At 60.3% G+C, this 24534-nt stretch carries 24 protein-coding genes and 1 riboswitch; of the genes, 8 read left to right on the forward strand and 16 right to left on the reverse strand.

Annotated elements, in window-relative coordinates; all coding sequences use genetic code 11:
- Window positions 1–562: 562 nt before the first annotated feature.
- The 7 genes from trfA to B348_RS0124785 all read right to left on the reverse strand — a co-directional run bounded on the left by trfA (window position 563) and on the right by B348_RS0124785 (window position 11561).
- On the reverse strand, window positions 563–1426 hold the full coding sequence (gene trfA, locus B348_RS0124755; RefSeq protein WP_032865174.1) for a plasmid replication initiator TrfA: 864 nt from the start codon (window positions 1424–1426) through the stop codon (window positions 563–565).
- A gap of 2 nt (window positions 1427–1428) precedes the next feature.
- Entirely contained in the window at window positions 1429–1755 is a 327-nt protein-coding gene (locus B348_RS1000000131265) for a hypothetical protein (RefSeq protein ID WP_081609285.1), read from the reverse strand.
- A gap of 582 nt (window positions 1756–2337) precedes the next feature.
- Complete coding sequence (locus tag B348_RS0124765; protein WP_017738723.1) at window positions 2338–5067, reverse strand: LuxR C-terminal-related transcriptional regulator; 2730 nt, start codon at window positions 5065–5067, stop codon at window positions 2338–2340.
- A 254-nt stretch (window positions 5068–5321) separates the two neighbouring features.
- The gene (locus B348_RS0124770) at window positions 5322–6686 is read right to left on the reverse strand and encodes a DUF1329 domain-containing protein (RefSeq protein WP_017738724.1); all 1365 of its coding nucleotides are present in this window, start codon (window positions 6684–6686) and stop codon (window positions 5322–5324) included.
- 28 nt (window positions 6687–6714) lie between these two features.
- On the reverse strand, window positions 6715–8655 hold the full coding sequence (locus B348_RS0124775) for a DUF1302 domain-containing protein (RefSeq protein WP_026137047.1): 1941 nt from the start codon (window positions 8653–8655) through the stop codon (window positions 6715–6717).
- 332 nt (window positions 8656–8987) lie between these two features.
- Entirely contained in the window at window positions 8988–10670 is a 1683-nt protein-coding gene (locus tag B348_RS0124780; RefSeq protein ID WP_017738726.1) for a fatty acid--CoA ligase, read from the reverse strand.
- A gap of 258 nt (window positions 10671–10928) precedes the next feature.
- Window positions 10929–11561 carry a LysE family translocator gene (locus B348_RS0124785; protein ID WP_017738727.1) on the reverse strand — a complete coding sequence of 211 codons (633 nt, stop codon included), beginning with the start codon at window positions 11559–11561 and terminating at the stop codon, window positions 10929–10931.
- An 86-nt stretch (window positions 11562–11647) separates the two neighbouring features.
- On the opposite strand from B348_RS0124785, the gene B348_RS0124790 reads away from it, so the two are divergent.
- The 3 genes from B348_RS0124790 (at window position 11648) to B348_RS0124800 (ending at window position 14487) form a co-directional block, all read left to right on the forward strand.
- Window positions 11648–12613 (forward strand): 2-hydroxyacid dehydrogenase, encoded by a 966-nt coding sequence (locus B348_RS0124790; protein ID WP_017738728.1) that lies wholly within the window; start codon window positions 11648–11650, stop codon window positions 12611–12613.
- Between the two features lie 30 nt (window positions 12614–12643).
- Entirely contained in the window at window positions 12644–13642 is a 999-nt protein-coding gene (locus B348_RS0124795; RefSeq protein ID WP_017738729.1) for a class I SAM-dependent methyltransferase, read from the forward strand.
- A 51-nt stretch (window positions 13643–13693) separates the two neighbouring features.
- Window positions 13694–13813, forward strand: a riboswitch (yybP-ykoY riboswitch).
- An 89-nt stretch (window positions 13814–13902) separates the two neighbouring features.
- Window positions 13903–14487, forward strand: a complete 585-nt coding sequence (locus B348_RS0124800) for a TMEM165/GDT1 family protein (protein WP_016974259.1) — start codon at window positions 13903–13905, stop codon at window positions 14485–14487.
- Window positions 14488–14612: 125 nt separating this feature from the next.
- Here the strand turns inward: B348_RS0124800 and B348_RS0124805 are convergent, their stop codons facing one another.
- The 4 genes from B348_RS0124805 to B348_RS0124820 form a co-directional block, all read right to left on the reverse strand.
- Window positions 14613–15431 carry a M48 family metallopeptidase gene (locus B348_RS0124805; RefSeq protein WP_017738730.1) on the reverse strand — a complete coding sequence of 273 codons (819 nt, stop codon included), beginning with the start codon at window positions 15429–15431 and terminating at the stop codon, window positions 14613–14615.
- Between the two features lie 106 nt (window positions 15432–15537).
- Window positions 15538–16158, reverse strand: a complete 621-nt coding sequence (locus tag B348_RS0124810; protein WP_017738731.1) for an SOS response-associated peptidase — start codon at window positions 16156–16158, stop codon at window positions 15538–15540.
- Window positions 16159–16194: 36 nt separating this feature from the next.
- A complete protein-coding gene (locus B348_RS0124815; RefSeq protein ID WP_017738732.1) occupies window positions 16195–16455 on the reverse strand; it encodes a putative signal transducing protein in 261 nt (86 codons plus the stop codon).
- An 11-nt stretch (window positions 16456–16466) separates the two neighbouring features.
- Window positions 16467–16649 (reverse strand): CPXCG motif-containing cysteine-rich protein, encoded by a 183-nt coding sequence (locus B348_RS0124820; protein ID WP_017738733.1) that lies wholly within the window; start codon window positions 16647–16649, stop codon window positions 16467–16469.
- Window positions 16650–16781: 132 nt separating this feature from the next.
- Between B348_RS0124820 and B348_RS0124825 the strand changes: the two genes are divergently transcribed.
- Window positions 16782–17945 carry a 1-acyl-sn-glycerol-3-phosphate acyltransferase gene (locus B348_RS0124825; protein ID WP_017738734.1) on the forward strand — a complete coding sequence of 388 codons (1164 nt, stop codon included), beginning with the start codon at window positions 16782–16784 and terminating at the stop codon, window positions 17943–17945.
- Window positions 17946–18072: 127 nt separating this feature from the next.
- Here the strand turns inward: B348_RS0124825 and B348_RS0124830 are convergent, their stop codons facing one another.
- The gene (locus B348_RS0124830; protein ID WP_017738735.1) at window positions 18073–18330 is read right to left on the reverse strand and encodes a hypothetical protein; all 258 of its coding nucleotides are present in this window, start codon (window positions 18328–18330) and stop codon (window positions 18073–18075) included.
- A gap of 183 nt (window positions 18331–18513) precedes the next feature.
- Here B348_RS0124830 and B348_RS0124835 point away from each other — a divergent pair, with 183 nt between their 5' ends.
- Window positions 18514–18723 carry a hypothetical protein gene (locus B348_RS0124835; RefSeq protein ID WP_017738736.1) on the forward strand — a complete coding sequence of 70 codons (210 nt, stop codon included), beginning with the start codon at window positions 18514–18516 and terminating at the stop codon, window positions 18721–18723.
- Between the two features lie 57 nt (window positions 18724–18780).
- On the opposite strand, the gene B348_RS0124840 is transcribed toward B348_RS0124835, so the two are convergent.
- Window positions 18781–19368, reverse strand: a complete 588-nt coding sequence (locus tag B348_RS0124840; RefSeq protein WP_017738737.1) for a YajG family lipoprotein — start codon at window positions 19366–19368, stop codon at window positions 18781–18783.
- 193 nt (window positions 19369–19561) lie between these two features.
- On the opposite strand from B348_RS0124840, the gene B348_RS0124845 reads away from it, so the two are divergent.
- Window positions 19562–19795: a hypothetical protein gene (locus tag B348_RS0124845; protein ID WP_017738738.1), complete on the forward strand. Its 234-nt coding sequence runs from the start codon at window positions 19562–19564 to the stop codon at window positions 19793–19795.
- Window positions 19796–20522: 727 nt separating this feature from the next.
- Window positions 20523–22031: a malate dehydrogenase (quinone) gene (gene mqo / locus B348_RS0124855; protein WP_017738739.1), complete on the forward strand. Its 1509-nt coding sequence runs from the start codon at window positions 20523–20525 to the stop codon at window positions 22029–22031.
- Between the two features lie 102 nt (window positions 22032–22133).
- On the opposite strand, the gene B348_RS0124860 is transcribed toward mqo, so the two are convergent.
- From B348_RS0124860 to B348_RS0124870, 3 genes are all read right to left on the reverse strand, one after another.
- Window positions 22134–22421 (reverse strand): PA4642 family protein, encoded by a 288-nt coding sequence (locus B348_RS0124860; protein WP_017738740.1) that lies wholly within the window; start codon window positions 22419–22421, stop codon window positions 22134–22136.
- A gap of 208 nt (window positions 22422–22629) precedes the next feature.
- Window positions 22630–23109, reverse strand: coding sequence for a hypothetical protein (locus B348_RS0124865; protein WP_017738741.1), 480 nt, complete (start codon window positions 23107–23109; stop codon window positions 22630–22632).
- A 63-nt stretch (window positions 23110–23172) separates the two neighbouring features.
- Window positions 23173–23730: a hypoxanthine-guanine phosphoribosyltransferase gene (locus B348_RS0124870; protein WP_017738742.1), complete on the reverse strand. Its 558-nt coding sequence runs from the start codon at window positions 23728–23730 to the stop codon at window positions 23173–23175.
- Between the two features lie 164 nt (window positions 23731–23894).
- Between B348_RS0124870 and upp the strand changes: the two genes are divergently transcribed.
- Window positions 23895–24533, forward strand: a complete 639-nt coding sequence (gene upp / locus B348_RS0124875) for a uracil phosphoribosyltransferase (RefSeq protein WP_017738743.1) — start codon at window positions 23895–23897, stop codon at window positions 24531–24533.
- The last annotated feature ends 1 nt before the right edge of the window (window position 24534 follow it).

The following is a 24534-nucleotide window of genomic DNA, read 5'->3' on the forward strand; positions in this document are numbered from 1 at the left end:
TGCCCAACAAACCTTGCATGGATAAATGGGCGGCCACTTAGATGACTTGGCCGGACGGATGTAAGCGTTGGTCATCGATGGAAAGATGTTTTGAACCTCATGCCCACCGACGCCAAATCGCTCAACAAGCATTGTTATGGCGAGTTGCTCTACAAGCGCTACACGGTTTTTTGAGGGCAAAGAAAAGGGCTACTGGTGACAGTAGCCCTCGAATTTGGAGCTTGATATTCATATACACACCCTCAAGCAGGGGTGTGGAGGTCTCACCCTACGCCAATGTTCAGCCATCGCCGGGGTTCCTACGCAAGTCATTGCCGCTGAAGGCCACTGATTTCGCGCTCGATTGCATCGTATACAAGGTGAGACTTGTGTCAACCAAATTGATCGCACCGTTAGTCCTGGCGTGGCGGTTGGCGAACAGATAAGCACAGTGCGACTTCGCCGCTCCGAACACAGCGACTACCTTGCCAGCGCCGTCTCAGTGCCTGCACGCATGTCCATCGGCTACGCAAAGATTTACGCGGACACAATCGTCCTTATTGGCTGGGGGCGGTAGGTGTGTTTACCGACCCCCTTTACGTTTTTTCTTAATCAAATGACGTTGCTGGCTTGATGTTGGTGTGCGAATCACACATACCCGGTGACCACTCAACCTCCATGAGACGAGAGCCCCAATCAAAACAAGTTCATCAAGCGCTTTACTCAGCTGACGTTTAAAACTGGCCGGATGCGCGTTCACGCTCCCACTCAGCCGTTGAATTGTATCTATGCCAAGAGGGAAAGGTTCGGCATGGCTGCAAAACCAACCATGGAGCCACAGAGCAAGTGGTTTGCGTCTGAGGAGTACACGCTCATCCCATTCGATTTGAGTCCAGCCTGCCATGTATAGCGCCTCAAGCCGTGACTCAAGCTCTATGACGTACAAGCCGGTCATCTCGTCCCCAGCCCCTTTGAGCAATGCTCCAAAGAACATGAGGTTGCCATATTTCATTTCAATTGTTGCCCCCGCAAGACGGACCAGTGCTGATCTCAACCACAATCGATCGCTGGTTCCTGTGGAGCGCTTCAATGTCTTTAACACTTGAACTTCGCTGAACTGAACTCGGTTGCCGATCCTATGATGGCGTGCCAAATGAATGACCGTTTCCCAGACGTCTAAATCTGATTGGTCAAGCTGCCATCCAGAAAAGCGAATCTCGACTCCATCGACAGTAGCTAGCAGTTCACGCTTCAAGGCCTTTCGCCCCTTGCCTTGAATACCTGCAAACAATGCGCACCGCAGCCAAACATTCGGGACTCCTCGCGTGGAGTCCGGCCAAAGCGGGAGCTGTACCGGAGGTGTCACCGTTTGCGGCGACTTGGCGCGAATTTTTTGTATGCGTGCGTCGAATGTACCTGGAGGATTGGAAGTACAGCCAAAACTCATGATCAGACACCAACAGAGGCTGTGCTGCTGTGGCTTCCTGATGAAGGCAAACGAGTCTTCTGCTTTCTGATTTGTTGCGACTTTGTAGGCCGACCCGGCTTGGCTTTAACAGCCTCATCGGTGGCTGTCCCTGTCGTCAGAGCAAAACCTGATACGTGATCTGCCAACCAGTGCTCTACGTCTTCTGCGCGCCATAGAAGCCTTTTGGTGCCAGGTAGCCGACAGATCGGTGGCAAGGACAGCGGGTTGCGGGTTACGTCGCTGCGAATGCTTGTGACCGATTTATGAATGCAACCAGACAGATCATCAACGGTAAGTAGCGCTTTCATCCTCAAGACTCCTGGCCAGGCCATACAGGCCTCGACACGCATTGGTTGGTTCGAATGCGCACAGGTTCTCGAGTTACCTACTTCGCTTGTAGGTGAATATTTGGAAAGAGTTTTACCTTGATTACCGCATCGCACAGATACGCACAGCAGGACATTGCTACAGAGTGCTAGAAAGTGCCCGAGTCGGGTCACCCTGCCAGTGACTGGTTTTGAGGGTTCACATCAGAAGGGTTTTTGAAGAGGATTCAGAAAGGCCTAGAGCTCTGACACAACAATTATGCGGGCACAATTTTGGCACACTGCGAGAGCAAAACACTGCAAAAGTACGCTTAGAAACGCACATCACTGCAAGAACACAAACATTTGAAATAAAAGAGGTTTTTATACAAACACCTTATAAATCAACGTCATCGCCAGTCGCGTGACATTGCAGTTGCACTGCAAGGGGCCGACGGGGAAGGTTTCGCGGATAAGTGTCGGGGTCAGGGTTTCCATGAACGGTCCTCTAGTGCAAATCACATGGCGTTGTCGGGCGACTATCGCCGGAACAATTGCACTATTAAACCAGACTGGCCTCAGGCGTCAGCCAATCAACCGCAATTCCTGCGCCCGCGCCACCGCCTGGGTGCGCCGCTCCACGCCCAGCTTGCTGTTGATATGGCTCGCGTGAGTCTTGACCGTGTGCAGGGAGATGAACAACCGGTTGCTGATTTCCTGGTTCGAACAGCCCTCGGCGATCAATTGCAGCACCGCCATCTCCCGCGCGCTCAGGGTTTCCTGCATCGGCACGGCGTCCGCCACTACGACCGCCGGCAACATCGCCAGTAGCGCTAGGTTCAAGAGGCCATGGGGATCCTTGCCCAGTTGTTCGCGCATCCACTCGGGGTGGTTCTCCAGCAGGCGCTGGAACGGTTGCAAAGCGCCACCGGCGCCCGACTCGAGGGCTTGAGCCACGATCAGGCGCGCCCTGGCGTCTTGACCGCTCTCCAGCAGCAACTGCGCCTGCTGGGTCAGGGCCATGAGGGCGATCATCTGCCGGCCGCTGTTATGTGCCTGTTGCGCCAGCTCTTCAAGGCGATGCAGGGCGGCAGCAGATTGATGGCGCGTGGCATCCAGCGCGGCCTGCTGCAAACCGATATGCTGCGGCAGGTGTGGATGAAATTCCGGCGCGGCCGCAGCGTGTTCACCGTTGTAGGTTTGCCCCAGCCGGGTCAACCAGGCATCGGCCAGGTCGGTGCGGCCCTGTGCCAGCCACAGTTCGCACTTGATCAGGGTGATCATCGCCAGGTAGTAGATCGGCGGCACGTCCCAGATATGCATCAAGCGCTCGGCCTCGGCCAGTTCAGCGAATGCCTTGGGGAACTCGCCACGCCGCCCTTCGTAGTTGGCGATCACGCAATGCCCGATGAGCACGCTGATATCACGGCAAGCGCGGGCTTCGGCCAGGCCCGCACGCAAACGCACGATCCCGGCTTCGGGCTGGCAGCGCATCAGCAACAAGTAGCCTTCGTACAGCGCCAGGCGTGCGCGCACCGCGTACAGCCGCTGCGGTGCCAGCCCTTGCAAACGCTGCAAACCCTGGCGGACTTCGTCCAAAGAACGCAGGATTTCGCCCCGAGCCTGTAGGACGCGTGCGCGATCGTAGTGGGCCAAGGCTTCAAACAGTGGATTGCCGACACGCTGCGCCAGCTCCAGGGATTCGCGGTTCAGGCCCCGCGCGCGCCACAGGTCGGCATCGACGATGGCCAGGTTGGAGAGCGTCGACAGACACATCAACCGCTGGCCGTAACGGCGCTGCGGCAGGCTTTCCAGCGCTTCAGTGCAATAACGCTGGGTCAGCTCGCGATCACCCCGGCCGCGCGCGATGATCCCGCTCAGCGCCAGCCACTGGGCCAGCATCGATTTTTGCGCGGTGGCCGACGGCGCCGGCAGGAAGCGGCTGAGGTAGCCGGACAATTCTTCCGCCGCATCCAGTTGGCACGCCAGGCCCAGGGCCCAGCTGTAGAGCACGATCAAGCGCGGCGTGCTGATCAGCAGGCTGTCAGGCAAATCCATCTTCCAGCGCAGCAGCATGCCGACATTCTGCTCGGCCAGCAGTTGCTCTTCGGACAGGTTCTGCACCAGGTTGGCCGCCACATCCAGGTGACCGGCGCGTAACGCCTGCTCCACTGCTTCGTCGATCAAGCCCTGGGCATTGAACCAGCGGCAGGCGCGCAAATGCAGGCTGGCGGGCGGCAACACGTTGCTGCTGGCGCGACGGGTGCGCAGCAAGTCGGAGAACAGATGGTGATAACGGTACCAGTGGCCTTGGTCGTCCAGCGGTACCAGGAACACTTGGTGGGCTTGCAGGTAGCGCAGGATTTCGGCGCTGTCGTGGGCTTCGCGGACGGCGTCGCACAATTCGCTGCAAAACCGCTCTTGCGGCGCGGTGTCGTAAAGGAACGCCTGCACTTCCGGGGGCAGGCAGTCGATGACCTCTTCCAGCAGGTAATCGCGGATCAGCCCTTCGCCACCATGCAGGCTTTGCGGCAACGCGCCGTCGCTGCCAGCTTCGGAAGCCGCCAGCACCCAGAAGCGCAGGCCAGCCACCCAGCCTTCGCTGCGGCGGATCAGGTTGTCGAGGGCTTCGCCGCGCAATGAGCTGCTGTGGCGGTCCAGTAAGGCCAGGGACTCGGCATGGGTCAGGCGCAGGTCTTGCTCATGCAGCTCCAGCAAGTGCCGTGACAAACGCAGCCGCGCCAGGTGCCAATCGGGACGCTGGCGGCTGGTGACCAATACCACCAGGCCATCGGGTAAATGATTGAGGAAAAATTGCAGGCAGCGGTCGAGCACCGGGCCCTGGGCCAGATGATAGTCATCCAGCACCAGCAACAGCGGCGCACGGGTGGACAGGTGGACGGTCAACTCGTCGAGCAGGCCATCGAGCCATTCTTCAAAGGCGAACGGTTGATGACGCTGGCGCATCTTCAACAGGCCCAGGGATTGGGCGCCAAGTTGCGGAAAATAGTGCTGCAAGCCATCGAGCAGGCGCTCCAGGAAGCGGCCGGGATCATTGTCCCGTGGGCTCAGGCCCAGCCACAGGCTTTGCCAGTGCGCGGGCAGGCTCTGGCAGAACTCCACCGCCAGCGAACTCTTGCCGAACCCCGCCGGCGCGCTGACCAGCAACAGACGCCCGTCCAGCCCGGCAGCCAGCCGTTCGCACAGCCGCGGTCGCAGCACGTAGCCGTCAGGCAGGGGGGGCCTGTAGAAGCGACCTTCCAGGGTCGGAATCACCGCACTGGCAGGCCCTTGGATTCGGGACAGATCAGTCATCGCCGGGCTCTTGTAGAAGGCTGTTGTCGGCATTGCAGATGTCCGCAGACTAGCGGTAAAAGCAGCAGGTTTGTAGATCTTTGCAACATTTGCCTGAAAAAGAACTGCGACAAAAAAATTCGACACAAGCAAATGTGGGAGCTGGCTTGCCTGTGATAGCATCACTTCGGTCTATCAGACATACCGAGGTGATGTTATCGCAGGCAAGCCAGCTCCCACACAAGCCAGCTCCCACATGGGTGAGTTATCGCGGTTTAGCGAACACCATCCTGGCGCAGGGCCGCTGGGGTGAAGTCGCTGGTGGTAGCGGTGAAGCCGAAGTCATACGCCTTCTTCTCTTCGTTCTTCATGCCCAGGGCCAGGTAGCGACCGGATTGCAGGTCGTAGATGGCTTCCAGGGCGTACCACGGCACTTGCTTGTCGTAGTAGTTCTCGGCATGGGCTTCAGACACGCGCCACAGCTGGTTGCGACCGTCGTACTGGTCGATCACCGCTGCCTGCCAGGTGTCTTCGTCAATGTAGAAGTCACGCTTGGCGTAGATGTGACGCTGGCCTTCCTTCAAGGTGGCGACCACGTGCCAGACGCGACGCAGCTCGTAACGGGCCAGGTCCTGGTTGATGTGGCCGGCCTTGATGATGTCGGCATACTTGAGTTTCGGGTCGTCAAGCTTGTAGCTGTTGGAGGCGATGTACATCTCTTTCTTGCCTTCCAGCTTCCAGTCGTAGCGATCCGGCGCGCCGTTGTACATGTCGAGGTTGTCGGAGGTGCGCAGGCCGTCGGCGGCGGTACCCGGGCCGTCATAGGACACTTGCGGGGCCCGGCGCACACGGCGCTGGCCAGCGTTGTAGACCCACGCCGAACGTGGCTCCTTCACCTGGTCCAGGGTTTCATGCACCAGCAACACGGTACCCGCCAGGCGTGCTGGCGCGGTTACTTCCTGCTTGAAGTAGAACAGGATGTTTCCCGGATTTTTCGGATCGTAGTCCTTCATCTTGTCGCGGAAAACGAACTGATCGCGGAAATACACCAGGCTGTAGGAACCGTTCGTTTGCGGAGTAGCCTGGGTCACCAGGCGCGTCACACTGCCGCCGCGATAGCGGGTGATGTGGTTCCAGATGACTTCGACGCCGCTTTTCGGAATAGGGAACGGAATGGCGGACTCGAAGTTTTCCAGGCCGTTGCCGCCAGACACCAGGTTGGTGCTGGTGGCGTTCCTCTTGATCGAGGCAAACACATCAGCCGGCACCGTGGCGCCACGATGGGTCGGGTAGACCGGCATCTTGAACGTGTCCGGGTAGCGCTTGAACATCGCGTACTGCCCAGGTGACAACGCGTCCTTGTACTGATCGACGTTCTGCGCGGTGATAACGAACTTGGGCTGCTCGCTGGCGTAAGGGTTGGCCAGGAAACCACGGGCATCAACGCCGCCGGCGTTGGTCGCCAAGGGTTGCCAGGCGGTGATGGTGCCCGCAGCGTTGGCGCCGCGTTCAGCGCCCATCGGGGTCAGGGTTGTGTCGAGCTTGGCGGCCTCGCTCGCCGAGACTGCCGCCATGACGTTGCTCGCCAGGATCGACAGCCCAAGCACACCCACGTGCAACAGACTTTTGGTTATTTTCATATGCTGGTTCTTCCTGAAATACGGTCGCTTAGAAGTTCATGCCGAAGCTGAGCGCAACAAAATCCCGGTCATCCACCGTGGTGTACTTGCCATCAAAGAAGTTGGTGTACGACAGGCCGGCGGTGTAGGTGTTCTGGTATTCCGCATCCAACCCAAGGCTGACAGCCTTGCGGCCTTCTTCGAAGTTGCCACCAGGGCCTGGCGAATAGCCGCTCACGTCATGGGACCAAGCCACGCTCGGTCTGAGGTTGATACCCGCAAACACGCTGTTGTAATCCCAGATGGCGCGAGCGCGGTAACCCCAGGAGTTGGCCGTGGTGAAGCCGTCGTTTTCGCAGTAGCGCGACAGGTTGTTCTGTGCGGCCCCAGTCAAGGTTCCGCTGTTCAAGGTCTGGCACGTGTTGTTTGGCAGCGGGCCAGGGCCGTAGCTAGGGTCGCGGCCGTAGCGGGCCTTGGAGGTTTTTTCCAGGCCGCCCACGTGGGTGAAGCCGACTTCACCGACAACCGTCAGTCGTTCAGCGCCCATCACCTGGTCGAAGAAGTGGGTAAAGGTGGTTTGCAGCTGGGTGACTTCTTTACGGCGATAGCCCGGTTGATCCTGATCCGCCTTGCCTTGCAGTACCGAATAGTTGGCGGCTGCCGGGTTTACGGCGGCCAGAGGCGTCAGCCCCGAATACAGAATGTCCGTGGTGTTCAGCTGCACAGGCGCATTCGGGCGGTAGCTGATCTCACCGCTCCACGCGGTGCCGGTAGGCAATGTGGTGGAGAAGCTGAGGCCGTACAGACGGATGTCCTCAGGGTATTCAACGTAGTAACTCGAATTGCCCGCAACCACGAACGGCAACAGCGATGGTGCGATCGCGCTGGCTTGCCCCTGGGACAAACCCTGCCCCATCAATGATCTAACCAGGTTGGCAGGGCTGTACTTGCTCGCCGCCGCCCCGCGCCCGCTGAAGATCGGCGCGCGGCTGTGGTAGTTCATGAAGTAAGCGCCGAACTCGGTGTCCAACGGCTCGAACATGTAGTGGGCGGCGAAACCAAATTGACCGCTGTCCCGTGCATCACGATCAGGACCACGACGCACGATGGCGCCTTCATCCGGTGAGCCGAAGTTCACGCCCTGGGCCGCCAGTGCGCCAAATGCCGCATTCCGGAACGGCGCCGGCAAGGCATTGGACAAGCCTTGCTTGGTTCGCAGCACTGCCAGGTTATTGTCGCAACCGTCGGCAATCACGTCTGGCTGCGAGAAGAATGTCCCGCAGTTATCGACAACGGTCTGGTCCCATTCCAACTGGTAGAAACCATCCACCGACAGGTTGTCCGTCACGCTTTGCGACAGGTAGAACATGTTGACCGGAATCAAGCCTTCCTTGATCTCGGCCCCCGGACGACGGAACGCGGACACGTCGATCGGGTTGATGGAGTTGATACCGCCGCCGATGAAGGTACTTTCACCCCAGCTCACAACTTGCTTGCCGAAACGCACCGAACCCGGCAGGTCGGCAATGTTGTAGTTGTGGTAGATGAAGGCGTCGAGGATCTGCGCGCCCGAGGACTTGGCGCCCTCCTTGCGGTTGCTGTCGCTGATGTCCTTGAACGGACGGCTTTCATCCTTGAGTTCGAAGTCGTACCAATACTTGCCACGCACAAATACACCGGTGTCGCCGTACTTCAGTTCCAGGTCGTGGATGCCCTTGAAGATCTTCGAGAACGTTTCGCCGCGCTTGAAGTTCAAGTGCCCATCGTCAGACGTCTGCGAGAGACCATGCCCGCCGTTGTTGGAACCGATGAGGTTCTTGTTGGCTTTTTCTGTAGACCAACTGGCACCCACGGAAAGAGACGAGTCAAAACTCCCTTCGATTTCACCGACGTTGAAACTGACGCCGAATGCGGGCCCGGCGAGCGTAGAAGCGAGACTGACGGCCAGGGGCAGTCTTGCCCGGCGCCAGAACTGGTTTACTGAGGTCATCGACGCTACTCCATGTGCATTATTGTTATGGCAGTGAGTTCAATCTTCTGGATGCATGTAACGGCCGGAATACAACGATTCCAATGCCGGACGGCAACCGAGCCCCCATGGCCCGAAGCGCAACATCCTTGAAAAACTCAGGGGGGACTATAGCCAGCAGGGGGTAGTGCTTGATCCCTCTAAAGTGTGATTTGCATCACCGACCCGTCTGCCTCAACCCTTTCGCCACGTCGGCGAGGGCCGACGCGGCAAGGATGGCTGAAAATCGGCAAATCACAAGTAAAGGTGCCAGATAGAGCGTTGCCGTGCCCGAACGGGCACGGCGAGGGGCGTCAGAGGGTGGACAGGAACGTACTGTTGTTGGCCTGCCATTCAATGATGTCGATGCGGATACGCTTTTTGTCGAGCTTGCCGACACTGGTCTTGGGAATTTCCGTAACAACGGCAATCTGGCTCGGGATCGCCCACTTGCTCAAATGGCCCAATTCCACAAACGGCTTGAGGTGTTCCTTGAGCTCGCGAGCCCCTATCACATGGCCATCACGCACCACCAGCAAGGCAAACGGGCGCTCGCCCCACTGCGGATCGGCAATCCCCACCACCGCTACTTCGCGTACCGCCGGGTGACGGCTGACCAGGTCTTCGAGGGCCAGGGACGAAATCCACTCGCCACCGGTCTTGATCACATCCTTGATGCGGTCACGGATATCGATCACCCCAAACGCGTCCAGTGTGGCCACGTCGCCGGTGTGCATCCAGCCGCCTTCCCACAGCTCGGCGCCCTTCTGCGGCTCGTTGTAATAGCCTTCGGTCAGCCACGGCGCGCGCAGTACCAGTTCGCCCTGGGACTCGCCATCGGCGGGCAGGAAGTTGCCGTCACCGTCGACAATCGCCGCCTCCACCAACGGACCGGGCACGCCGGCCTTGATACGGTAGGTGGTGCGCTCGTCTTCGCTGCCGGCCATCAACTCTTCGTTGAGGTGGGCGCAAGACACCAACGGCCCGGTCTCGGACATGCCGTACGCAGCCGTCAGCTGGATCCCACGCGCCTTGGCCGCTTCGTACAGCGTGCGGTTAAGCGCACTGCCGCCAATGACGATTTTCCACCCGCCAAAGTCCACGCCCTGCGCCGCCTTGGCGTTGAGCAGCATTTGCAGGATGGTCGGCACGCAGTGGGAGAACGTGACCTTTTCCTTGCGCCACAACTCCACCAGGTATTCCGGGTCGTAGCGCCCGGGATAGACCTGCTTGAGGCCGAGCATGGTCGCCACATACGGCAGGCCCCAGGCATGCACGTGGAACATCGGCGTGATCGGCATGTACACATCGTTGGTGCCCAGCAGCCGCACGCTGTCGACGCTGCCCATGATGGTCGCCACACCGATGGTGTGCAGCACCAGTTGGCGGTGGGTGAAGTACACGCCCTTGGGATTGCCGGTGGTGCCGGTGGTGTAGAAGGTGGTCGCGACGGAATGCTCGTCGAAGTCCTGGAAATCGTAGGTCGGGCTGGCGGCGGCCAGCAGGGTTTCGTACTCGCCGACGAGGTTGGGCAGCTCGGCGGTTTTCGCCTCCCCATCGGTCAGCAGCAGGGTCTTGTCGACGGTGGTGAGCTGCCCGGCAATCGCCTGGTAGAGGCCCACGAACTCACTGTTGACCAGCACGAAGCGGTCCTCGGCGTGGTTCATGGTGTAGAGGATCTGTTCCGGCGACAGGCGCACGTTGATGGTGTGGATCACCGCGCCGATCATCGGGATGGCAAACATGCATTCCAGGTAGCGATGGCTGTCCCAATCCATCACCGCCACGGTATCACCGGCCTTGACCCCGGCTTCGCTCAACACATTGGCCAGGCGCGCGACGCGCTCGATCAGGGTCGGGTAGGTGTAGCGCAGCTTGTCGCGGTACACGATTTCGCGGGTTTTCTCGTAGCGGGCCCCGGACATCAGCAGGCGCTTGATCAACAACGGGTATTGGTACGCGCCTTCGGCGGGCGGGATAACACGGGTCTGCAACATACGAATCCCTTTTTATGACTGCACGGTCTTGGCTGAAAGATCTGCACTGTAGAGCGCTTATGTTTCAGCCAAATCAGCCAAAGGAATGATTTGCAGAGGGGGTGAATGCTAGCTTTGCGCCATCATCGTGGGTAGATGAAGATCAAATGTGGGAGCGGGCTTGCCCGCGATTGCGGCATGCCAGCTAACAAATGTGTCGGCTGACAGGCCCCCATCGCGGGCAAGCCCGCTCCCACAGGGACTGTGTTCACTCACGTCTTATTTCATGCTGGTGAAGGCCAGCTTTACACCGATAGCAATCAACACCGCGCCCATCGTCCGATCAAACCAATGCCCCATCCGCGCAAACCCCGCGCGCACGCGCTGCTGGCTGAACAACATCGCCACCAGGCAGAACCACACCGCCGTCGCCACCGCCAGGTACAGGCCATAACCCGCCTGGATCGCCAACGGCGTGTGCGGATTGATCACCACGGTAAACAGCGACAGGAAGAACAACGTCGCCTTGGGGTTCAAGCCATTGGTCACGAACCCTGCGGTAAAGGCCCCGCGCGGGGTGCGCTCGCCGGCTTCGCGGTGCAACTCGCCTTCGGCGGCAGGCGCTGCCGGCTTGGCACGCAGGGCCTTGAAGCCGATGTACAGCAGGTACGCGGCGGCGGCCCATTTCAGCGCGTTGAACAGCACGATGGACTGGGACACGATCAAGCCAATCCCCAGCAACGAATACCCTACGTGCAGGAAAATCGCCGAGCCGACGCCCAGCGCGGTCCAGGTCCCGGCACGGCGGCCGTGGGTAACACTTTCACGGACCACCACGGCGAAATCCGGGCCCGGGCTGGCCACCGCCAACAAGTGAATCAAGGCCACGGTCAAAAACTCGGCGACGTACATGCGCGCTCCAATTCAAGTAACTGATTATTTCATCTGATAGGCTCGGGAGATTACGCCTTCGAACCCTGTCGCAAAAGGTACAGTTGATGACGAACAATCGCCGCGCGGTCTTCCTCGATCACCCCTCCCTGGACCTGGGAGACCTCGACCTCAGCGAGCTGCAAAACAGCTTCAGCAACCTCCAGTTATTCGAACAGACCACGCCGCAGAATGTGATCGAACGCCTGCAGGGCGCCCAGGTGGCGATCAGTAACAAAATCGCGATCAACGCCGAAACCCTGGCGGCTTGCCCGGACCTAAAGCTGATCCTGGTGTCAGCCACCGGTACCAACAATATCGATCTGCAAGCCGCCCGCGCCCTGGGCATCACCGTGAGCAACTGCCAGGGTTACGGCACGCCGTCGGTGGCGCAGCATACGATCATGCTGTTGCTGAACCTGGCGACACGCTTGCAGGACTATCAACGGGACGTCAGTGCCGGCCAGTGGCAGCAAGCCAAGCAGTTCTGCCTGCTGGACCATCCGATTGTCGAGCTGGAAGGCAAGACCCTCGGCCTGCTCGGCCACGGTGAGTTGGGCAGCGCCGTGGCGCGCCTGGCCGAAGCCTTTGGCATGCGCGTGCTGCTCGGGGCGATTCCCGGGCGCCCTGCCCGCGCCGATCGCGTGCCGCTGGATGAACTGCTGGCCCAGGTGGATGCCCTGACCTTGCACTGCCCCCTCAACGAACACACCCGTGACTTTATCGGCGCCCGTGAGTTGGCGCTGCTCAAGCCGGGCGCGTTTATCGTCAATACCGCACGCGGTGGTTTGATCAACGAACAGGCCCTGGCCGATGCGTTGCGCAACGGCCATCTGGGCGGCGCGGCGACCGACGTGCTCAGCGTGGAGCCACCGGTCAACGGCAATCCGCTGCTGGCCGGCGACATTCCTCGGTTGATCGTCACGCCCCACAACGCCTGGGGCAGTCGCGAAGCGCGCCAGCGCATCGTCGGCCAACTGGCGGAAAACGCCCGGGGCTTTTTCAGCGGCGCCCCGCTACGCGTCGTCAGTTGATAAACTGCGCTCCTTTTCAAGGAGCAGACCATGGATCCGCGCAGTGAAGTACTGCTTCGTCAGGCCGAACTTTTTCAAGGCAACCTGCTGCTGGTAGGGTTGCCCGCCGACGACCTGCTCGGTCGCCTGCCCAACGCCCACGGCTGGTGCTGGCACGCCGGCGACCAGGCGGCACTCGATGCACGCTTCCCCGAACGCAGCCAGTTCGGGGTCAATGTGCCCGAGCGCGCATTTGATGCGGCGGTGATTTTCCTGCCCAAATCCAAGGACCTCACCGACTACCTGCTCAATGCCGTGGCCGCACGTTTGCCCGGCGCCGAGCTGTTTCTGGTGGGCGAGAAAAAAGGCGGTATCGAAAGCGCCGCCAAGCAGATGATCCCTTTCGGCAAGCCACGCAAGCTGGACAACGCGCGGCATTGCCAACTGTGGCAAGTCACCGTGGCCAACGCGCCGCAAGCGGCCGAGCTGGAAAGCCTGGCCCAGGTCTTCGAAGTGCCGCTGCCTGAAGGGCCGCTCAAGGTCGTGAGCCTGCCGGGCGTGTTCAGCCACGGTCGCCTGGATCGCGGCACTGAACTGCTGCTGGAGCATCTGGACAAACTGCCCAGCGGTCACCTGCTGGACTTCGGTTGCGGCGCGGGCGTGTTGGGCGCTGCGGTCAAGCGGCGTTACCCGCATAACACGGTAACGATGCTCGACGTGGATGCCTTCGCCGCCGCCAGCAGCCGCCTGACCCTGGCAGCCAATGGTCTGGAAGCCGAGGTGCTGACCGGCGACGGGATCGACGCCGCACCGATGGGCTTGAACACGATTCTGAGCAACCCGCCGTTCCATGTCGGCGTGCACACGGATTATTTCGCCACGGAGAACCTGCTGCGAAAAGCGGCGAAACACCTGGCAAAAGGCGGCGAACTGCGGTTGGTCGCCAATAGCTTCCTGAAGTACCAACCGCTGATCGAAGAGCATCTGGGCGTGTGCGCAATCAAGGCCGAAGGCAATGGTTTCCGCATCTACCGTGCCAAGCGCGGCTGACGGGCGTTTGAAAAAGAAGGCTTGCCGAATGGGTTTTGCCTAGGCAGAATCCGCTCCGTCCTAGGGGAGTAGTCTCCCACGAGCGCCATGCTCGTCCGGCATACGTCAACATACTTGGTCAACAGGCCATGGCGTATGCGACCCAGGTGTCCGCACAGACGGACCGGGGTTTGACAAGACCTATGACACGCACACCTTACCCGGGGCGGGAAGGCTGTACGTGTCATAGCCGTGTCGACCCGCCCCTGGAAACCTACCTGATGCTGGATTCATTACTCGTTCCTACCGCAATCGTTGCCTTGGCCGAAATCGGCGACAAGACGCAACTGCTCGCGCTCATCCTGGCCGCACGCTTTCGCAAACCCTGGCCGATCATCGCCGGCATCGTCGCTGCGACCCTGGCCAACCATGCGGCGGCCGGTGCCGTGGGGGCGTGGTTTGGCAGCTTCTTCTCGGATGCGGTGTTGCACTGGATCCTCGCGGCAAGCTTCTGCGCCACCGCGTTGTGGACCCTGGTGCCAGACAAACTCGACGACGACGAAGCCAGCACCACCCGCAAGTTCGGGCCGTTCCTGACCACGCTGATCGCGTTCTTCCTGGCCGAAATCGGTGACAAGACCCAGATCGCCACGGTGATGCTGGCGGCCCAGTATCCCGAGTTGTGGCTGGTGATTATCGGCACCACCCTGGGCATGCTGATTGCCAACGTGCCGGTGGTTCTGGCGGGGAATTTTGCGGCCGAGAAGCTGCCGCTGACCTTGATTCGTCGATTGGCGGCGACGGCGTTCTTCGTATTGGCGGTGGTTGCGGTGTACAAGGCGATGCAGAGCAGCGGCTGGATCTAGATTTGTAAACCCAATCCCATGTGGGAGCGGGCTTGCCCGCGATTGCGGTGGGTCAGCTAGGGATGTGCAAGCTGACATACCGCTATCGCAGGCAAGCCTGCTCCCACACTTGGATCTTCACAGGATCAAGATTTCTTGGCCTGCTGGTACAGCGGCATCACCTTCGGAATCGCCGCTTGCAACGAAGCGATCCGGCTATCCGACGCCGGGTGAGTGCTCATGAACTCCGGCGGCGCCCCTTCCGAAGCCTTGGCCATCTTGTTCCACAGCGTGATCGCCGCATTCGGGTTGTAACCGGCGCGAGCCGACAGCTCCAGGCCGATCAGGTCTGCCTCGTTTTCATTGGCCCGGCTGTTGGGCAAGGTCATGCCGTAGTTGGCCACGGTATCGGCCAATGCCAGGCTGTCCTGGCCGAGGCCGAACAGCGCGCCCGCGCCCTGCTTCGCCATCTGGATACCATAGGCCTTGGACATGGCTTCGCGGCCGTGCTCGCGCAAGGCGTGGGCGATTTCATGGCCCATCACCGCGGCCAGTTCGTCATCCGTCAGCTTGAGGTTGTCGATCAACGCGCTGTAAACGAAGATCTTGCCGCCAGGCCCGCAGTTGGCATTCATCTCGTCGCTTTTGATCAGGTTCACTTCCCACTTCCACTGCGCCGCATCGGGGCGGAAGGTCGGTGCCTGGGCGATCAAGCGGTTGGCGATGGCCTGCACACGCTTGGCATTGGCGCTGCTCTTGTCCAGTTGGCCCTTGCTGCTGGCCTCACCCAACGTCTGCTGGTAGGACTGGGCGTACATCTGGTCGACTTCCTGGCTCGACAGCATGCTGAACATGTACTGCTTGCGCTCCACGCCGACGGCACCGCCGCTGGTGGTGTTGACCGACTGGCAACCAGCCAGCAGCAGCGCGGCTGCCAAAACGTTTATCGCCAATGATTTCTTCATGACACTCTCCCTGAAAACATGGCGCGTATCGTAGGCGGTCATTTGTATCGACGCCAGATACAACAGACGTGTAACCGCAGAATTTCAGATACGTCCCACGCAGCGCTCAACCTGGCGTCAAACACTCCGGCCCGTTCAGCTTCGGGTCATTGACCATATTGGCCAGCACGCGCTCGCGCAACGCAGCCGGTTCACTGGCCAGCAACGCCTGGAGCGTGTGCAAAGGCGTCTCGGGATCAAGCCAGGCCTCCTGCCCCGCCGCATCCAGGATCAGCGGCCGGCGCTGGCTCTGCGCCGCCTGGGTGACCACCGCCGTGCTCAGCCAGACTTGCTCCTGCACCGGATAGGCTTCCCAGATCGCCGCAAAAAACAGCGTGGAACCCTCCCCCGGCGTCAACCAGTACGGGCGCTTGCGCTGGGTGCCGCGCCATTCGTAGAAGCCATTGGCGGGCAGCAGGCAACGGCGCTGGCGAAACGCTTCGCGAAACATCGGTTGCTCGGCCAGGGTTTCGGCGCGGGCATGGGCGGGCGTGCGCGAAAGGTCGGTCAGCCAGGGCGGCGTCAGGCCCCAGCGCGCACGGGCCAGGGTGCGCTGGCCGGCGTCGGCGCGCTGGATCAGCACCGAGTCATTCGGGGAGATGTTCCACTGGGCCTGCTGGTCGGCCGGAAAGCCCGGCAAGGCAGCAAACGAGGGGTTCCAGCGAAACAGGGCATAACGTCCACACATGGGGCAACACGACTCTTGGGTAAACCGACCGACAGCCTAACAGACCAACACGTCGGGGAAGCTGTCGGGTTCATCGCCCGGCATGGGTTGCGCGCCGATGTAGGCGGTAATCAACTCACGGGCGCACACGGCCTGGTCATTGTCCACCTCCAGGCCCAGCAGGCCGAAAATCGGCAGCTCGCCCGTGCCACCGAGCAGATGGCGCCCCACCAGATGCGCCTCGATACCCTCGCTGGCGAGCATCTGTTGCAGCAACTCGCCCTCCATCAGGTTTTCCGGTTCGTAGATTCGCTGCATGGGCGGTCCTGTCATTCGTTTTCGCTGCGGGTTTCAAGCATCCACTCGTCGCCATGGACCTGTAGATCGAAAATGATCGGGCGGCAACACACCTGGCAGTCCTCTATATAGTTCTGGTCACCGCCAGACAAATCCACCGTTGTCTCAACCTCTTCACCACAATAAGGACAATCGTACGTCGCGGTTTCCAGCATCGCAGCCTCCAGAGTGACTTGTGCGTATAATCGCCGGTCTATTTACAGGGCTATTTCCGGCCGGGCCCATTTCCCGGACCGCTCCCTGGCATTTCCTTTACTTACCCTAGCCGTTTCTAACAAGAGAGCATGATGGGCCAATTCGATACCATCCGACCTTACAACGACAGCGAAGTCCCGGCAGTGCTGGACCGGCTGTTCAGTGACAAGGCCTTTCTGGACATCCTGACCCACTTCCGCTTTCCGCGCTTCGCCGGCGCCCTGGGCTGGCTGCTCAAGCCGATGATCGCCCGCAAGCTGCGCCGTGAATTCGCCGGCGTCACCACCGTGGCGACGCTGCAGGACAAAGTCGAGTACTACGTCGATCACACCATCGACCGCGCGACCGACGGCGTGACCTACACCGGCGTCGAGCAGCTCAAGTCCGGCACCGCCTACCTGTTCCTGGCCAACCACCGCGACATCGTGATGGACCCGGCCTTCGTCAACTACGCCGTGTACCACGCCGGCCTGCCGACGCCGCGCATCGCCATCGGCGACAACCTGCTGCAAAAGCCGTTTGTCAGCGACCTGATGCGCCTGAACAAGAGCTTTATCGTGCACCGCTCGATCACCGGGCGAAAAGAAAAGATGGCGGCGTTCAACTTGCTGTCGGCCTATATCAACCATTCGATCCGCAACGACGGCGAGTCGATCTGGATCGCCCAGGCCGAAGGCCGCGCCAAGGATGGGGATGACCGTACCGAGTCGGCGATCCTCAAGATGTTCCACGTCAGCCGCAAGGACGAGCCGTTTGCCGAGGTGATCCAGTCGCTGAACCTGACGCCGGTGTCCATCAGCTACGAATACGACCCCTGCGATTCGGCCAAGGCCCGCGAGCTGTACATCCGCGCCACCACCGGCACCTACTGCAAGGCGCCGGGCGAAGATGACGTGAGCATCGCCCTGGGCATCACCGGCTACAAGGGCCGGGTGCATGTGAACTTCGCGCCGCCAATCACCGAGCGTTTTGAAGACACCAAAGTGCTGGCGATGGAAATGGACCGGCAGATTCTCGGCGGTTATCGCTTGTTTCCGGTGCATTACCTGGCGTATGCGCAGTGGAGCGAGGCTGACCCGCAATTGCAGGTGCCGACGGCGGCCGAGGTGTTCCCGGCGGACGAACTGGCCAAGGCGAAGGCGGAGTGGGAACGGCGCTTGAACGAATGCCCGGTTGAGCATAGGCCGTTTCTGGTGGTGCAGTATGCGACGCCGGTGCGCAATCAGTATCGCGTCAAGGCGGGCATCCCGCTGTAAAAATGTGGGAGATAGCTTGTGTGGGAGCGGGCTTGCCCGCGATTGCAGTGGGTCAGTGAATGCATCTTTGCCTGACACACCGCTTTCGCGGGCAAGCCCGCTCCCACATTTGGTTTTGTGGTGTGTTTTAGAGGCGGGTGCTGATCCAAGAAACAAGCAGCGCCAACCCCAGACAGGCGAACCCGATACGGTATGCCAAGCGATGCGCCCGTTCGGTGCGCACATCCAGAAACAGCATCGGCTGGTCAATCGCGCGCTGTTCGCTTTGCGTGGTCAGGTCAGCCATCGCGCGCTGCTCGCGCAGGCGCGTAATCGCCAGCAGCGCCGCCCCCGGGAAGGCCACCGTTAAAGCCACAGCATTGATCAATAGTGCGGGCAGCGCCATCGCAAACCTCGGTAACACAGTGTCTGGGTATCGGTTCTGATACATGGCTGGACGTAGCAGCCTCATCAGCCACCAATATTGCATCCCAACATGAACGGCTAATGTATCCAGTAATTTACGGCGTCACCTGAACGTCACCTTAACAAGCCACTCTGTTGCCCTTCGAACGTTCGGGAGCTTGTCATGCTGCACGCGCACAACCAGGATCGGCTGTATCTGATCGCCCCCAGCGACGAGCAAGAGGCGCTGGTCGGCGGCCTCGCGTTCAACGTGCAGGACCGCCACTGGCTGGTGTATTGCGCCCTCGGCGGGCACCAGCATGCCGACTTGCCGGAAGCGGATTTGTTGACCGGCGTGAGCCTGCTGGACTTCTGTATCGACACCGCCGCGTGAAACTCAAGGCACAAAAAAACCGGGCTCATCACTGAGCCCGGTTTTTTTATGCAGCGGTTATTGCGAGCTGAGCAACGAACCGATGCTTGGGTCCTTGAACAGGCGGGTCAAGGCGTCGCTCAACACGTCGCTGACCAGCTTGGTGTTGGTTTCCTGGTTCGGCGACATGCCAAAGCGCTGGTTCAGCGATGCGCCGTAGCGGCCACTGTAGCGACGGGTGCCCGCCGTGACGTCGGACTTGAACGTCGCGCCGATCGAGGCTTCGGTTACATACAGGCCTTCCTTGGGCGACTGGTATTTCAGTTCAGCCAAAGTGATGGTCAACTGCGGTGCGCCCGGCGCATTCGGGCTTGGGGTAAAGCCCAGCAGGCGCACGGCGGCTTCGGCCTGGGCTTGCAGCTTGGGCAACACGTCCTGGCCGGTGACCGAAATCAGCGCAGTCTCCGGGTACAGGCCACCACGGGAACCCAGGGTTGGCGACGGACGGCCATCCACCACACGCACCGACACCGGCTGGCCGTGGCCCACTGGCGCCAGCTGCGTGGTGAGCTTCGGTTGCGGGCTGAGTTGTTGCGGGCTGTTGGCGCAGCCAGCCAGGGCCAAACTGGTCACAGTGATCAAACCGAACAACAGGCGTTGCAACATGCGCTTCTCTCCAGAAATCAGGTACCGACAGGCGGGCAGTATAGCGGTGCGCCACTGCCGGGAACTAGCATCAGTTACATCCTGTGACCGGCGCCGCTCGCAGCGGTTCGATGTCACCGAGATGTCACAGCCGATACATGCGCTCGTCATCCCGGGCTGGCAAGCTTTGCCTCAATCTCAGGAGGCTATCACCATGAATTTTCTCTGGTCGCTGTTCATGCGCAAACCCGCCCTGCGTCAGTTCGCCCTGCTCGATGCACAAGGCCGCTGCCAGGCCTTTAAAGAGTGCAGCCAGCCGCCCGTGGGCAATGGCTGGGTGGAAATCGACGAGATTCGCCTGAGCTGGATGCACCGCCCGCTGCCGGCCCGTGCCCGCGTAAGCCCACGTCCAGCGCAGTCGTCCCGGCACCAGCCGTTGGCCGCCTGACCGAACGCCTAATAAAAGTCATAAAACACGCCCATTTCCTTGGCGTTCTTCGCTACAATCTCCCCCCGATTATAAGGACGTCTCCTGATCGGGCCCCGCAGCATCGTTAATGCCTCGGTATTAACCCCCCAATCGCCCACAGAGAGCCGCCCACACAGATCGAATAGAGCTGGCGTGCTTGCTGTTTTCGTTGCAAACCACCCCTCTTTATATCGCATCTGCCAGAGCTGCCATTGCGCTCGGCCACTTGAGTTGTTTGCCCGTTTTGCCGCGTGTCGGCAAGGTATCCGGGCCAGGTGCCAGGCTGAGGCAGCCCTTTTTTGAGGTTCACGTCTTCAAAAGAGCGTGAAAAAAACGGGTTTTCACAACTTCACAAGAGTGTGGCGAGCAAATGAATAGTTTGGCGTTTGTACAAGCACCATCAGCGTCTTTAACAGCCCAACCACACAGGACCGAGCACTCCTCAAAAACCGGAGCTTGAGCCTGTCCGCTACGGATTGGTTGCACGAATCGCACGCTTTGACCATAAGTCGAATTGCCACAGGCGCCCATGAATGCGTTCATAGGCAGATTAGCCCGGCAGGAAGCGTGTGCTGAAGTTGCAAAGAATTGCGAAACGGACATGGCGATCCTGGCCATGGGTAACCTGGGGCAACACGTGAACCGCCCCGTCACTCCTGGCAGCCATGCCGTCAATTTGGTGCTGCAGATTTTGGAGACGCGTTAAATGGCGCATAACGAAGCAGTCGACGTAGTACTGGTAGGGGCCGGCATCATGAGTGCCACCCTGGCCGTGCTGCTCAAGGAGCTCGACCCCGGCCTCAAGCTGGAAGTCGTTGAGCTGATGGATTCGGGTGCCGCGGAAAGTTCCAACCCGTGGAACAACGCCGGTACCGGCCACGCCGGGCTGTGTGAGCTGAACTACACGCCGCAGGCCGCCGATGGCTCCATCGACATCAAGAAAGCCGTGCACATCAACACCCAGTTCGAGGTGTCGAAGCAGTTCTGGGCGTACCTGACTAAAAAGGGCACCTTTGGCTCGTCCAAGTCCTTTATCAGCCCGGTGCCGCACCTGAGCTTCGTGCAGGGCGAAAAAGGCGTGGACTTCCTCAAGAAGCGCTTTGAATCCCTCAGCCAGCACCACGCGTTTTCGGACATGCACTACACCGAAGACCGCAGCGAAATGGCCGAGTGGATGCCGCTGATGATGCCGGGCCGCCCGCTCGACGAAAAAATCGCCGCCACCCGTGTGCTCAACGGCACCGACGTCAACTTCGGCGCCCTGACCAACCAGTTGCTGGGTCACCTGACCAGCTCGGCGGATGCCCAGGTCAAGTACTGCAAGCGCGTTACCGGCCTCAAGCGCAACGGCGCCGGCTGGACCGTGAGCATCAAGGACGTCAACAGCGGCAACAGCCGTGAAGTGGACGCCAAGTTCGTCTTCCTCGGCGCCGGTGGCGCGGCCCTGCCGCTGCTGCAAGCCTCGGGCATCGAAGAAAGCAAAGGGTTTGGCGGCTTCCCGGTCAGCGGCCAGTGGCTGCGTTGCGACAACCCGGACGTGGTCAAGCACCACCAGGCCAAGGTCTACAGCCAGGCCGCCGTGGGTTCGCCGCCGATGTCCGTGCCGCACTTGGACACCCGTGTGGTGGATGGCAAGAAATCCCTGCTGTTCGGGCCATACGCCGGCTTCACCACCAAGTTCCTCAAGCACGGCTCGTTCCTTGACCTGCCGCTGTCGATCCGCGCCGGCAACATCGGCCCGATGCTGGCCGTGGCCCGCGACAACATGGACCTGACCAAATACCTGGTCAGCGAAGTGCGCCAGTCCATGGAGCAGCGCCTCGAATCCCTGCGCCGCTTCTACCCTGAAGCGAAAGCCGAAGACTGGCGCCTGGAAGTGGCCGGCCAACGGGTGCAGATCATCAAGAAAGACCCGAAGAAAGGCGGCGTGCTGCAATTCGGCACCGAGCTGGTCGCGGCCAAAGATGGTTCGCTGGCTGCGCTGCTGGGCGCGTCCCCGGGCGCTTCGGTGACGGTTTCGATCATGCTGGAACTGATCGAGAAGTGCTTCCCGCAAAAAGCGGCGGGTGAATGGGCTGCCAAGCTGCACGAGATCTTCCCGGCACGGGAAAAGGTTCTGGAAACGGATGCCGACCTGTACCGCAAGATCAACACGCAGAACAACATCAGTCTGGAACTGGTTGAACCTGCCGCCGAGACCGAGAGCTACGCTTGAGGGTGTGACGCATAGCGTCACCGGATGCATTCCCACGCAGAGCGTGGGAACGAGCGCCCCGCTCTCGTGATGAGAGCGGGGCGTTTTTTTATGCCTTGGACATCAGCCGCGGGCTTTTTCGATCAACTCGATGTATTCGTCCGCGTTGCGCTGGTCCTTGATCAGGTCGACAAAGGTCTGGCCATGCTCGTCCTTGCCGTCGAGGTCCAGGCCGGCTTCCTTGAAAAAGCCCAGGAAACGCTCGAAGTCGTCGATACGCAGGCCACGGTAGGCCTTGATCAGTTTGTGCAGGGACGGGGAAGTCGCGTCGACCGGCTCGAAGTCCAGGAACAACTTGATTTGATCGTCGCCGATCTCGTCACCAATCACCTGTTTCTTATCTTTACGCATTACCGACTCCAGCCTGCAGACATTTACACGGGACTGGAAGTCTACCTGCCGGACACCACCTTCGAAAACAACCAAACACGCCTGTGGGAGCTGGCTTGCCTGCGATAGCGGCCTGTCAGTTGAAAACTATTGCGCTGACACACCGCTATCGCAGGCAAGCCGGCTCCCACATTGATTGGGTTCACATAGCGGTATCGGTGTCGTTTGGTTATTTGGTGCGAACGGCGCCGGTGTGCAGATCCGCCCAGATATGGCCGTTGGCGTAGCTGAGGAATTGCACATACAGGGTGTCGTTGCGCAGCAAGTCGACGATGACGCGGTACTGCGCCACCGGATACGACAAGGTCAGGGTCTTGCTCTTGTCGTCATACGCCGGTTTTTTCAGGCTTTTGCTTTCCGCATCGAAATTGAGCACCACTTGATTGATGGTCGCGCCCTTGTTCAGGGACTTGCCCTTGAGGCGGATCATCAGCGGCGACGTCACCGGAATCGGTTGCTGGCTGGATTGACGCTGATTGCCCACCACCACCGAGTACTCGGTGACTTGCAGCAATTGCTGCTGGTCGGGCGCTTCGGCGCGCAGGGTCAGGTCGTCGGGCGGCAGGAATTGGCTGTGCAGGGGGGCTGCAGCCAGGGGCAAACTGAGGGTCAGCGCCAGGGCGGCGCACGTGCGGATCAACAGGCTCATGACAGGCTCCAGACGCAGGGCCAGGCACTCTAGCATGCCGGCCCCACACCTGATGACGCGCGTTTACATGCCTTTGACGGCGTAGATGCCATTGGCGTTGCGCCAGTAGCCTTTGTAGTCCATGCCGTAACCGAAGATGTAGCGGTCAACGCACGGCAGGCCGACGAAATCGGCTTTCAGCTCAGGCCGCGCCTTGCGGTCGTGGTCTTTGTCGATCAGCACCGCGGTGTGCACTTTGCGCGCGCCGGCGTGTTTGCAGAAATCGATGATCGCGCCCAGGGTGTGACCTTCGTCGAGGATGTCGTCGATGATCAGCACGTCGCGGTCGATGAACGAGACTTCCGGCTTGGCTTTCCAGAACAGGTCGCCGCCGCTGGTTTCGTTGCGATAACGGGTGGCGTGCAGGTAGGACGCTTCCAGCGGGAACTGCAGGTGCGTGAGCAATTTGCCGGCGAAAATCAGGCCGCCGTTCATCACACAGAACACCACCGGGTTGGTGTCGGCCATTTCGCGGCTGATATGGGCGCCGACCTTGGCGATCGCCTCTTCGACTTGCGCTTCGGTGTACAGGCAGTCAGCCTCGCGCATGATTTGACGGATATGCTCGAGATCAGCGGACATGGCGCTCTCCAAGGGGGTGCTGTGGCAAGAAAAGCGGGCGAAGGTACGCTTCTCGTGCGCTCTGATCAAGCCTTAATGGACTAACGTACTAGATGTCTATAGGACAACACCCTCGGATAGATTAATCTAGGCCGGTTTTTTTGCCCGCCGCCGGAGCCTTTCCCATGCCCACTCGCGAGATCCGCCACCCGCTGATCCAACATAAACTCGGCCTTATGCGCCGCGCCGACATCAGCACGAAGAATTTCCGTGAGCTTGCTCAGGAAGTCGGAGCGTTGCTCACTTACGAAGCCACCAAGGATCTGCCCCTGGAGACCTACGAGATCCCAGGTTGGGCCGGTCCCGTGCAGGTCGAGAAAATCGCCGGCAAGAAGATCACCGTGGTGCCGATCCTGCGCGCCGGTATCGGCATGCTCGAAGGCGTGCTCAGCCTGATCCCGGGCGCCAAGGTCAGCGCTGTGGGCGTCGCCCGCAACGAGGAAACCCTGGAAGCCCACACCTACCTGGAAAAACTCGTCCCGGAAATCGACGAGCGCCTGGCCATGATCATCGACCCGATGCTCGCCACCGGCAGCTCCATGGTTGCCACCATCGACCTGCTGAAAAAAGCCGGCTGCAAGGACATCCGCGCCATGGTGCTGGTGGCCGCTCCCGAAGGCATCGCCGCCGTCGAGAAAGCCCACCCGGACGTGCAGATCTATACCGCATCCATCGATCAGTGCCTGAACGAACACGGCTACATCATCCCCGGCCTGGGCGATGCCGGTGACAAGATCTTCGGCACCAAGCAGAAGGACGCGTGAG

Source organism: Pseudomonas sp. CBZ-4, assembly GCF_000346755.1.
Lineage (GTDB): Bacteria > Pseudomonadota > Gammaproteobacteria > Pseudomonadales > Pseudomonadaceae > Aquipseudomonas.